This is a genomic window from Acinetobacter sp. YH01008 (assembly GCF_013420435.1).
GTDB lineage: Bacteria > Pseudomonadota > Gammaproteobacteria > Pseudomonadales > Moraxellaceae > Acinetobacter > Acinetobacter pseudolwoffii.
This window is the reverse complement of record NZ_VOYD01000047.1, coordinates 1-10,941: the sequence shown is the minus strand read 5'-3', so window position 1 is coordinate 10,941 and position 10,941 is coordinate 1. Positions and strand designations below refer to the sequence as shown.

Here is a 10,941-nt window from a genome sequence, read left to right as displayed (position 1 = left end):
CTGGACAAAATGACTCCAGATGAGTTTTACTATGACCAGCTACCACAACAAAATAAGGTAGCTTAACTAGAGCAGAATATCACTTATAAATAAGCTTTTAGTTGTTCAAACAAGTGGGACCACCTCTGCCTGAACCATTTTGAATTTCGGCAGGTGGACGTGGAATCGGTAGTCCACCTGAGATTTCAGGACACAGACTGATATATTGATTTGGAACTAAAGATTCGAGCACTTCTTTGACAAGGCAATCCTTGCCATCGTAACGAACTTTTTGACCGAGCAAACAGGCACTCACAAAGTAGCGTTTAGTCCCCATGTCCTAGCTCAGCTTTTTAAATTTCTGAAAGATAAACATCATTGCAAATAACACTGCCATGGTCAGCACAATGGTCAGCCCAGTTGAAGTATTAAGGCCTGCGCTCGACCAGAGGCCTACTGTCACGCCAATCTGTGCAATCACGAATGCCCAGATCACCATTTGGCGTGGAGAGTTTGCCAAAAGGCGAGCAGTCAGAGCAGGAATAACCAACAATGCACCCATCAATAGGGAACCGACTGCACGTAAAGCCAGTACGGTAAACAGTGCCAATAGCAACATAAAGATCAGGCGTTGCCATTTGGCATTTACCCCTTCACTGACCGCCATATCCGGATCAATCGCGATCTGAATCTGGGCTTGCCAGCTTTTATATAAAACACCTAAGGCCAGAATGATCACAATGGCAAACGTGGGCAAGTCCGTCCAGGAAATGGTCAGTAGATCACCGAATAAATAGCTGAGCAGTTCAGGTCTTAAACTTGGTAAATGTTGAATAAACAATAAACCCGAGCAAAGTAAGGTCGCTGAACACAGTGCAAGCAGGGCATCATTGGGGAGGCGGGGATCATGTAGCACCCACAGAATGGCAACCAGCAATAATGCCAAGAAGGTCACGCCCATCCACAGCGGTAGACTTAAGGCGCCTGCAATCGCAACACCTAGTAAAGTACCATGTGCCATAGTATCAGCAAAAAATGACATACGACGCCACAGCATCAAGCAGCCTAGCGGTGCCGTCAGAAACACCAGTAGCGTGCCCATAATCCATGCAGGTAAAAGGAGTTGTAACCAATCCATCATGGTTTAAGCTTCCGGCTCGGGGTGAATATGAGGGCGCGTATCATGCTGACACGGCGTAGCAGAATCGCCATGCGCACAATGATCATGATGATGTTGATAGAACACCCGATTGGTGCCAAAAATCGCTTGATATTCCGGATGTTGCTGTACGCTTTCTGGCAGGCCACTGCAACAAATATGCTTATTTAGACACACCACCCGAGTCGTCCCTTGCATCACCCATTGCAGGTCATGTGACACCATTAATACGGCACAGCCATATTTTTCCGGCAAGTTACGCACATATTCATACAGTTCAGCTTCGGATTGAATGTCCAGACCTTGCATCGGTTCATCCAGTACCAGAATATCGGGTTGGCGTAATAAGGCCCGTGCCAAGAGCACCCGCTGACGCTCACCGCCTGAGAGTTGTTGAACTTTGGAATCTTGCAGTTTACTAATGCCAGTATCGCGAATAATTTCAGTTTTGATTTTGGATGGACATTTTTCCAGCGCCAGTAAATCTTTGACCCGCAGCGGCAAGCTATGCGATGGATTGAATTTTTGCGGCACATAAGAGAATTTCAGTTTACGTGCAGTTTTGATCTCACCGGATTGCGGTTTTAAAATGCCAAGCATGACTTTAATTAAAGTCGACTTGCCTGCACCATTCGGGCCAATCAGCGTGACAATCTCTTTTTCTTGTAATGAAAAATCAATGGCTTTTAAAATATCACGCTCATCAATCTTGACCCAGATCTGGGAGAGCTGAATCAGTGGGGAGGCACTTAAGCTTTGTTGCGACACTGCTGACAGATTCCTGAAATTTCAATAATACTGTGATGTGCGCTAAAGTCATCCGAGCTTGCAAGTGCATCAAGTTGGTCAAGCAGACCTTGCGCTGATGCTTCTGTCACCGCTTTACATTCGGTACAGATTAAAAAAGCCGCCTGATGCCCTTCACGTGGATGGCAACAAGGAATATAGGCATTGATCGAGGTCAGGCGGTGAATCAGCCCTTTATCCAATAAAAAATCCAGAGTTCGGTATACCGTAGGTGGCGCCGCAGGACGATCACTGGCATTTTTCATTTGTGCCAGTAAATCATAAGCCCCCATCGGGCCAGTCGCATTTAAAATGAGTTCCAGCACTTCTTTACGCAAAGGGGTAAGGCGTGCGCCTGTTGCTGCACAAAGATTTTCCGCTTCAGCAAGACGTTGTGCGACATTGGGATGGTCGTGCACGCCGTGCAATGCGTTGTGGTGTTCGTGCGAACAAGAACCCATAGTTCACCTCAAGTGCGAAACTGAAAATTAATAGATTTCAAATCTTAACATGAAGCGTTCAGAGTTTCGATTGGGCATAGGTATTTTTGTATTTTTGTTATATTATAACACTTACTAATTTTCTCGTTTTTAAGTGATTTCTACTCATGTTCCGTCTCCTTGCAATGGGTCTTTTGGCTTTGTTCAGCACATTCAGTTGGTCACAAAGTCTGGTGGTCTCGACTCAGCCGATCTATCTGATTGCCAAGAAAATTACCCAGGGCGTGGAACAGCCGACTTTATTACTGGCCAATCAGAGCGGACATGATGTCAGTCTGACCCCGGCACATCGTAAAATCATTCAGGATGCCGGTCTGGTGATCTGGCTGGGTCAGGCGCATGAAGCACCGCTGGCCAAAGTGCTGAATGACAGTCATAAAGGTATCGCTATTTTGGAATCCGGTATTTTGACCACATTGCCGATGCGTAACCCGCGTGGTGAGGCCTTAAAAAATACCATTGATACGCATGTCTGGCTCGATCCAAATAATGCCGTAAGGATTGGCTTCTTTATTGCGGCGCTGCGTTCGCAACAATTGCCGGAGAACCGTGAACTGTACTGGAAAAATGCACGCGACTTTGCGCAAAGCATGTTTGCGACGGCCCAGCGTTATAGTTCCAGCACTAAAGCCAAAGCTTACTGGTCGTATCATGATGCCTATCAATATCTGGAACGTCCCTTGAATCTGAAGTTCATGGGCGCACTGACCGATGATCCACATGTCTCGCCAACTGTGGCTCAAATCAAGTTCTTACAGGATCATCGTCCACAGCCTAAAATGTGCCTTCTGGCCGAAGGGCATGCCAGTGAAAATCAGTACCGAAAACTTAAACCGGTGGTGTTTCAGCATGTCGATGAAAGCATGAGCGGGGCAGGGGACTTTGTGCAAGCCTGGCAGCAATTAGCAGCAGAAACCCAGAAGTGCGTATTAAATGCACGCTAATGATTTAAAAAATAGACAGATTTTGATTAGTTTAACAGCATTGCCCCGATTTAAAAAAACACGACTAAGGTCGGGAAAAGATTGCATGTTCAGGGGTGTAACTCTATAATGCCTGCGATTAAAAATAATCACCTGTTAAACTTGTCAAGCATGATTGCTGTGAGTGAATAAATAATGAGCCGAACTAGTCGCTTGATTGACCGACGATTAGCGAAAGCTTTGGTCCTCCTGCAAGCCTGTATGATCCCTGTTTCAGCCTTGATCGGCTGGGTCGTGAAAGACTCAACCGCAGCCCTGAGTGCAGCATTAGGTGCGCTCGTTTGTTGGCTCGCGACTTGTTATTTTTCGTGGCAATCGTTTCGAGCAGCAGGAGCCCGCGCGTCTAAACAAGTTCTTTCGAACATGTATAAAGGCTTAATGGGAAAGTTTGCAATTGTGATTGTTGGTTTCATTTTAATTTTAAGCAATGTCGAACCGTTGTCAGCGGTGGCGTTGTTTTGTGGTTTTATACTTGTTCAAGCCATGTCGTGGGTCGCTCCGTTTTGGGCGTCACGTCTACAAAAATGAGTATAGACACAACAAGAAATTGAAAAGTTTTTCAGGAGCAGGCGAGATATCAAGCAGCACGCGATATTCGTTTGTTCTATTAGTTTTTTGACATTGACCAGGTGTGATTTATGGCTGCTGAAGAACATGCCCTTACTTCGACCGAGTATATCAAGCATCACTTGACCAACATGACCTATGGCAAAATGCCAGATGGTACATGGAAATTGGCCGAGAGCGGTGCTGAAGCTCAACAGATGGGGTTCACTGCTATTCACTTGGATTCAATGGGTTGGTCTATCGGACTGGGTCTGATTTTCTGTTTGTTATTCTGGTTGGTTGCGAAAGCGGCTAATGCTGGTGTTCCTACCAAGTTCCAGTCTGCAATTGAAATGATTATCGAGTTTGTAGATTCAAGTGTACGTGATACCTTCCACGGGAAGTCTCGATTAATTGCACCCTTAGCTTTAACCATTTTCGTGTGGATTTTCCTCATGAACTTGATGGATTTGATCCCTGTTGACTTTATTCCTTATGTAGCTCAACACGCGATTGCTTCTATGCTGGGTGTAGACCCTCATCAGGTTTACTTTAAAATTGTTCCGACTACAGATCCAAACGTTACCCTCGGTATGTCTATTTCTGTATTCTTCTTGATCATTTTTTATAGTATTCGTGAGAAAGGTGTTGGCGGCTTCGTTGGTGAGTTAGCACTTAACCCATTTAACCCAAGTAACCCAGTTGCTAAAGTGCTTTTGATTCCATTCAACTTATTGTTGGAATTGACCACTTTCTTGGCGCGACCAGTTTCATTGGCTCTACGACTGTTCGGTAACATGTATGCGGGTGAGTTAATCTTCATTCTTATCGCGTTATTACCGTTCTGGATCCAGTGGGCGTTGTCTGTGCCTTGGGCGATTTTCCACATTTTGATTATTACGCTACAAGCATTCATTTTCATGATGTTGACTATCGTGTACATGAGTATGGCAAGCGAAAAGCATTAATGGTATTGCCTAACTGTCAACGGATGGTTGGGCACACAATTTTTTAACTTAATTTGGTATAAAACCTAACCTCTGAGGAATTATCATGGAACTCACTTTAGGTCTAGTTGCAATTGCATCTGCTATCTTGATCGCTTTCGGTGCTTTAGGTACTGCGATTGGTTTTGGTCTTCTAGGCGGCCGTTTCCTTGAAGCTGTTGCTCGTCAACCAGAATTGGCTCCGCAACTTCAAACTCGTATGTTCTTAATCGCAGGTCTTCTTGATGCTGTGCCTATGATCGGTGTTGGTATTGGCTTGTTCTTCATCTTCGCTAATCCATTTGTAGGTTAATCAGCTTAATTCCGAAATTCACTATTTGAGGAATTTGCAATGAATATCAACCTCACATTGTTTGGCCAAGCGATTGCGTTTGCGATTTTTGTCGCGTTCTGCATGAAGTTTGTATGGCCACCACTAATCAATGCGATTAGTGAACGTCAGCGTCGTATCGCTGATGGCTTAAATGCTGCTGAAAAAGCGAAAGCTGACCTTGCAGATGCGCAAGCACAAGTGAAAGCTGAACTGGACACGGCAAAAGCACAAGCGGCTCAATTGATCGAACAAGCGAACCGTCGTGCAGCACAGTTGGTAGAAGAAGCGCGTACTCAAGCATCTGCTGAAGGTGAGCGTATTCGTCAACAAGCGAAAGAAGCTGTTGATACCGAAATCAATTCTGCTCGCGAAGAATTGCGTCAACAAGTGGCTGCTCTTGCAGTGACTGGTGCTGAGAAAATTCTTAGCCAGCAAGTTGATGCAGAAGCTCACAATGCCATGCTGACTCAGCTGGCTGCTAAACTTTAAGAGAGGCAGATTATGGCTGAACTCTTGACGTTAGCACGCCCTTATGCAAAAGCAGCATTTGCTTACGCTTCTGAGCAGGGTGCAACTGACTCTTGGTCAACTGCACTTGAATTGCTCAGTGCTGCGGTGCAAGACGAAGCATTTTCAGCTTATCTAAATCGCCCGGAGCTTACACCTGCTGAGCAGGTGTCTCTTTTTGCCAAAGTTTTAGGTGAAGACCAAACTGCAGCAGTGTCTAACTTCCTGACATTGCTTGCTGAAAACAACCGTTTGACGCTTCTTCCTGAAATTGCTGCAGAATATGAACAGCTCAAATCACAGAATAATAATACTGTGGATGTTGTGATTGAATCAGCATTCCCATTAACTTCTGTTCAGGAACAATTACTGACGCATGCATTAGAGAAGAAATTCGAAGCTGCAGTAAGTGTTTCTGTAGAAGTGAAACCAGAGCTTATTGCTGGTGTAGTTATTCGTGCAGGCGACCAAGTGATAGATGATTCTGCGCTTAACAAGCTTGAGAAAATGCGTACTCGTCTTCTTGCTTAAGAAATAAGAAGACTGAACTTTAAAAAGATTGAGGTATAGCGCAATGCAACAACTGAATCCATCCGAGATCAGTGCGCTCATTAAACAGCGTATCGGCGATCTGGACACCAGCGCAACCGCTAAGAACGAAGGGACCATTGTTATGGTTTCCGACGGTATTGTGCGTATTCACGGCCTTGCTGATGCAATGTACGGTGAAATGATCGAATTCGACGGCGGCCTTTATGGTATGGCACTGAACCTAGAACAGGATTCAGTGGGCGTCGTTGTTTTAGGTAACTACTTAAGCCTTCAAGAAGGTCAAAAAGCGCGTTGCACAGGTCGTGTATTAGAAGTTCCGGTTGGTCCAGAACTTTTAGGCCGTGTAGTCGATGCTTTGGGTAACCCGATTGATGGTAAAGGCCCGATCGATGCTAAATTAACTGATGCTGTTGAAAAAGTAGCACCAGGCGTAATTTGGCGTCAGTCAGTGGATCAACCTGTACAAACTGGTTATAAATCAGTAGATACAATGATCCCTGTAGGCCGTGGTCAGCGTGAGTTGATCATTGGTGACCGTCAAACTGGTAAAACAGCAATGGCGATCGACGCGATCATCGCTCAGAAAAACTCTGGCATTAAATGTGTATACGTAGCAATTGGTCAAAAACAATCGACTATCGCTAACGTAGTACGCAAGCTGGAAGAAACTGGCGCTATGGCGTACACCACTGTTGTCGCAGCAGGTGCATCTGATCCAGCAGCAATGCTGTATTTGGCTCCGTACTCTGGCTGTACAATGGGTGAATACTACCGTGACCGTGGTGAAGATGCGTTAATCATTTATGATGACTTGTCTAAGCAAGCTGTTGCGTATCGTCAAATTTCATTGCTTTTACGCCGTCCACCAGGTCGTGAAGCTTATCCAGGTGACGTGTTCTATCTACACTCGCGTCTACTTGAACGTGCTTCTCGTGTATCTGCTGACTACGTTGAGAAATTCACTAACGGTGAAGTTAAAGGCCAAACTGGTTCATTAACTGCATTGCCGATTATTGAAACTCAAGCGGGTGACGTATCTGCATTCGTACCAACCAACGTAATTTCGATTACTGATGGTCAGATCTTCCTTGAAACATCATTATTCAACGCAGGTATTCGTCCTGCTGTGAACGCGGGTATCTCTGTATCTCGTGTTGGTGGTTCAGCGCAAACCAAGATCATCAAGAAATTGTCTGGTGGTATCCGTACTGCTTTGGCGCAATACCGTGAATTGGCAGCATTTGCTCAGTTCGCTTCTGATCTTGACGAAGCAACTCGTAAGCAACTTGAACATGGTCAACGTGTAACTGAATTAATGAAGCAAAAACAATATGCTCCATATTCAATTGCTGACCAAGCTGTTTCAATTTATGCATCTAACGAAGGTTATATGACTGACGTTGAAGTGAAGAAAATCGTAGACTTTGATGCTGCGTTGATTTCTTACTTCCGTTCAGAACATGCTGTGTTAATGCAACAAATCGATGCCTCTGGTGATTACAACAAAGACATCGAAGCTGCAATCAAAGCAGGTATTGAAAGCTTTAAAGCGACTCAAACTTACTAAGTTCAACCTTAGTTGAATTTAGTGTTGGTTTGGTTCACGGAATCAACCTTCGGAAGCTCGCAAGGGCTTTCGAATACTAGGTTAAGCGTATGGCAAATTTAAAAGAAATTCGCGCCAAAGTAGCTAGTATCAAGAGCACGCAGAAGATTACTCGAGCGATGCAAATGGTAGCAGCTTCTAAGATGCGTCGTGCGCAAGAGCGCATGGCTCAAGGCCGTCCGTATGCCGAAAATATGCACCGTGTAATTGCTCATTTGGTCCAAGCGAATCCTGAATACAAACACCGTTATATGGTTGAACGCCCGGTTAAGCGCGTTGGCTATATTATTGTGTCTTCAGATCGTGGCCTTGCTGGTGGTTTGAACATTAACCTGTTCAAAAAAGTGGTTAAACACGTACAGCAGCAACAAGAGCAGTCAATTGAAGTTCAATTTGCTTTAATTGGTCAAAAAGCGGTTTCGTTTTTTAAAAACTACGGCGGTAAAGTGCTTGGTGCGACTACAAACGTAGGCGATACTCCAAGTCTTGAGCAGTTATCTGGTTCTGTACAGGTGATGTTGGATGCGTATGATAAAGGCGAGTTAGATCGTATTTATCTGGTGTCAAACGGCTTTGTCAATGCCATGACTCAAAATCAAAAGATCGAACAACTTGTTCCTTTGGCTGCTGCTGAAGAAGACAAGAATCTTAACCGTCAATACGGTTGGGATTATATCTACGAGCCTGAAGCTGAAGAGCTTTTAAATGGCTTGTTGGTTCGCTATATCGAGTCTGTGGTGTATCAAGGTGTGATTGAAAACATCGCATGTGAGCAGTCTGCACGTATGGTCGCTATGAAAGCAGCGACAGACAACGCAGGCGAGATCATTAAGAGCCTGCAACTTATTTATAACAAGCTGCGTCAAGCCGCGATTACTCAGGAAATTTCTGAGATCGTTGGTGGTGCCGCTGCCGTTTAACATTATTTTGAATTGAGGAGACAGCAATGAATAGCGGTCGTATCATTCAGATCATCGGCGCGGTTATCGACGTCGAGTTTGAACGCAACAGCGTTCCTAAGATCTATGACGCTCTCCAAGTAGATGGTACTGAAACTACTTTAGAAGTTCAGCAACAGCTTGGTGATGGCGTAGTTCGTACTATTGCAATGGGTTCTACTGAAGGCCTTAAGCGTGGTTTGAACGTAGTTAACACTGGCGCGCCGATTTCTGTACCAGTAGGTACAGCGACTCTAGGCCGTATCATGGACGTTCTTGGTCGCCCGATCGACGAAGCTGGTCCTGTTGCGACTGAAGCGCGTTTACCAATTCACCGCTCTGCACCTTCTTATGCAGAACAAGCAGCTTCTACTGACCTTTTAGAAACTGGTATTAAAGTCATCGACTTGCTATGCCCGTTCGCTAAAGGTGGTAAAGTTGGTCTGTTCGGTGGTGCCGGTGTTGGTAAAACTGTAAACATGATGGAATTGATCAACAACATCGCGAAAGCTCACTCAGGTTTATCTGTGTTTGCTGGTGTTGGTGAGCGTACTCGTGAAGGTAATGACTTCTATCACGAAATGAAAGATTCTAACGTTCTAGACAAAGTAGCAATGGTCTACGGTCAGATGAACGAGCCACCGGGTAACCGTTTACGCGTAGCGTTGACTGGTTTGACCATGGCTGAATATTTCCGTGACGAGAAAGACGAAAACGGTAAAGGCCGTGACGTACTATTGTTCGTAGATAACATCTATCGTTATACACTAGCGGGTACTGAAGTATCAGCACTTCTAGGTCGTATGCCATCTGCAGTAGGTTACCAGCCTACACTTGCAGAAGAGATGGGTGTTCTTCAAGAACGTATTACATCGACTAAGTCTGGTTCTATTACGTCAATCCAAGCGGTATACGTACCTGCCGATGACTTGACAGATCCATCGCCTGCTACAACGTTTGCTCACTTAGACGCAACTGTTGTATTGAGCCGTGACATCGCATCTTCTGGTATTTACCCAGCGATCGATCCACTAGACTCAACTTCACGCCAATTAGATCCGTTAGTTGTTGGTCAAGAGCATTATGAAATTGCACGTTCTGTACAGAACGTATTGCAACGTTATAAAGAGCTTAAAGACATCATCGCGATTCTTGGTATGGACGAGCTTGCTGAAGAAGATAAACTGGTTGTTTACCGTGCGCGTAAAATCCAGCGTTTCTTCTCTCAACCGTTCCACGTAGCTGAAGTATTTACTGGTGCTCCTGGTAAATTAGTATCTCTTAAAGAAACGATTCGTGGCTTTAAAGGTCTTCTAGCTGGTGAATACGATCACATCCCAGAACAAGCGTTCTACATGGTTGGTGGTATTGACGAAGTGATTGCTAAAGCTGAGAAACTTTAATTAGTTCCCTAATTTAGGAGATTCTCATGGCGACTATGCAATGTGACGTTGTAAGTGTTCAAGAGTCTTTGTACTCAGGCACTGTAACTATGCTAATTGCTAAAGGTGCTGGCGGTGAGTTAGGTATTATGCCTGGTCACGCTCCGCTGGTAACTTTGCTCCAACCTGGCGCGATCCGCGTTATTTTGGAAAACGGTACAGAAGAGTTGATCTATGTATCTGGTGGTGTTCTAGAAGTTCAACCGCATGTTGTTACGGTTCTTGCAGATACTGCAATCCGTGCCGACAACTTGGATGAAGCGGCAATTATTGAAGCGCGTAAACACGCTGAACAATTGCTTGCCAATCAAAAGAGCGATTTGGATTCTGCTGCTGCATTGGCTGCTCTTGCAGAAACTGCTGCACAGCTGGAAACGATCCGCAAAATCAAAAACCGCGCTCAATAAGAGACGGTTTGAGATTGAAAAAGCCACCCGAAAGGGTGGTTTTTTTTGGTTCATAGGTTCTTATCATGTTTGTTTTTATATATGTGTTCAGTAAGCATCCGCTGAACGCCATCGCCAAGTTTTAACGGGGTTCAGGTTTCCAGCGGTGAGGTAGTAATTCTTCTATTTGGGGCACTTTATGTGTTGGCAACCTTTTCAGCACATCACTTAAATAGG

At 44.9% G+C, this 10,941-nt stretch carries 13 protein-coding genes and 1 pseudogene; 10 read left to right on the top strand and 4 right to left on the bottom strand.

All coding sequences use genetic code 11. The features are described from left to right. Positions 1-127 precede the first annotated feature (127 nt). The 4 genes and pseudogenes from FTT75_RS14780 to FTT75_RS14765 form a co-directional block, all read right to left on the bottom strand. Positions 128-316 (bottom strand): annotated as a pseudogene (locus FTT75_RS14780) (DUF523 domain-containing protein); the annotation flags it as partial. 3 nt (positions 317-319) lie between these two features. Then, entirely contained in the window at positions 320-1,120 is an 801-nt protein-coding gene (gene znuB / locus FTT75_RS14775; protein WP_100329705.1) for a zinc ABC transporter permease subunit ZnuB, read from the bottom strand. Positions 1,121-1,123: 3 nt separating this feature from the next. Next, a complete protein-coding gene (gene znuC, locus FTT75_RS14770; RefSeq protein ID WP_005173813.1) occupies positions 1,124-1,906 on the bottom strand; it encodes a zinc ABC transporter ATP-binding protein ZnuC in 783 nt (260 codons plus the stop codon). Then, entirely contained in the window at positions 1,888-2,385 is a 498-nt protein-coding gene (locus FTT75_RS14765) for a transcriptional repressor (RefSeq protein ID WP_180186769.1), read from the bottom strand. The genes znuC and FTT75_RS14765 overlap by 19 nt, the downstream gene beginning before the upstream one ends. A gap of 146 nt (positions 2,386-2,531) precedes the next feature. Here FTT75_RS14765 and FTT75_RS14760 point away from each other — a divergent pair, with 146 nt between their 5' ends. The 10 genes from FTT75_RS14760 to FTT75_RS14715 all read left to right on the top strand — a co-directional run bounded on the left by FTT75_RS14760 (position 2,532) and on the right by FTT75_RS14715 (position 10,725). Continuing rightward, on the top strand, positions 2,532-3,368 hold the full coding sequence (locus FTT75_RS14760; protein ID WP_180186767.1) for a metal ABC transporter solute-binding protein, Zn/Mn family: 837 nt from the start codon (positions 2,532-2,534) through the stop codon (positions 3,366-3,368). A gap of 174 nt (positions 3,369-3,542) precedes the next feature. After that, positions 3,543-3,935: an ATP synthase subunit I gene (locus tag FTT75_RS14755; RefSeq protein ID WP_005173819.1), complete on the top strand. Its 393-nt coding sequence runs from the start codon at positions 3,543-3,545 to the stop codon at positions 3,933-3,935. A 110-nt stretch (positions 3,936-4,045) separates the two neighbouring features. Further along, the gene (gene atpB / locus FTT75_RS14750; protein ID WP_005094552.1) at positions 4,046-4,921 is read left to right on the top strand and encodes a F0F1 ATP synthase subunit A; all 876 of its coding nucleotides are present in this window, start codon (positions 4,046-4,048) and stop codon (positions 4,919-4,921) included. Between the two features lie 85 nt (positions 4,922-5,006). Continuing rightward, positions 5,007-5,252 (top strand): F0F1 ATP synthase subunit C, encoded by a 246-nt coding sequence (atpE, locus tag FTT75_RS14745; RefSeq protein WP_000424060.1) that lies wholly within the window; start codon positions 5,007-5,009, stop codon positions 5,250-5,252. Positions 5,253-5,291: 39 nt separating this feature from the next. Further along, complete coding sequence (locus tag FTT75_RS14740; RefSeq protein WP_005173825.1) at positions 5,292-5,762, top strand: F0F1 ATP synthase subunit B; 471 nt, start codon at positions 5,292-5,294, stop codon at positions 5,760-5,762. A gap of 12 nt (positions 5,763-5,774) precedes the next feature. Beyond that, positions 5,775-6,311: a F0F1 ATP synthase subunit delta gene (locus FTT75_RS14735; RefSeq protein WP_005173826.1), complete on the top strand. Its 537-nt coding sequence runs from the start codon at positions 5,775-5,777 to the stop codon at positions 6,309-6,311. Between the two features lie 43 nt (positions 6,312-6,354). Next, the gene (gene atpA / locus FTT75_RS14730) at positions 6,355-7,899 is read left to right on the top strand and encodes a F0F1 ATP synthase subunit alpha (protein ID WP_180040461.1); all 1,545 of its coding nucleotides are present in this window, start codon (positions 6,355-6,357) and stop codon (positions 7,897-7,899) included. A gap of 89 nt (positions 7,900-7,988) precedes the next feature. Beyond that, positions 7,989-8,858 (top strand): F0F1 ATP synthase subunit gamma, encoded by an 870-nt coding sequence (atpG, locus tag FTT75_RS14725; RefSeq protein ID WP_180101398.1) that lies wholly within the window; start codon positions 7,989-7,991, stop codon positions 8,856-8,858. Between the two features lie 26 nt (positions 8,859-8,884). After that, positions 8,885-10,279, top strand: a complete 1,395-nt coding sequence (atpD, locus tag FTT75_RS14720) for a F0F1 ATP synthase subunit beta (protein WP_004280997.1) — start codon at positions 8,885-8,887, stop codon at positions 10,277-10,279. 26 nt (positions 10,280-10,305) lie between these two features. Then, positions 10,306-10,725 (top strand): F0F1 ATP synthase subunit epsilon, encoded by a 420-nt coding sequence (locus tag FTT75_RS14715; RefSeq protein ID WP_005094544.1) that lies wholly within the window; start codon positions 10,306-10,308, stop codon positions 10,723-10,725. The last annotated feature ends 216 nt before the right edge of the window (positions 10,726-10,941 follow it).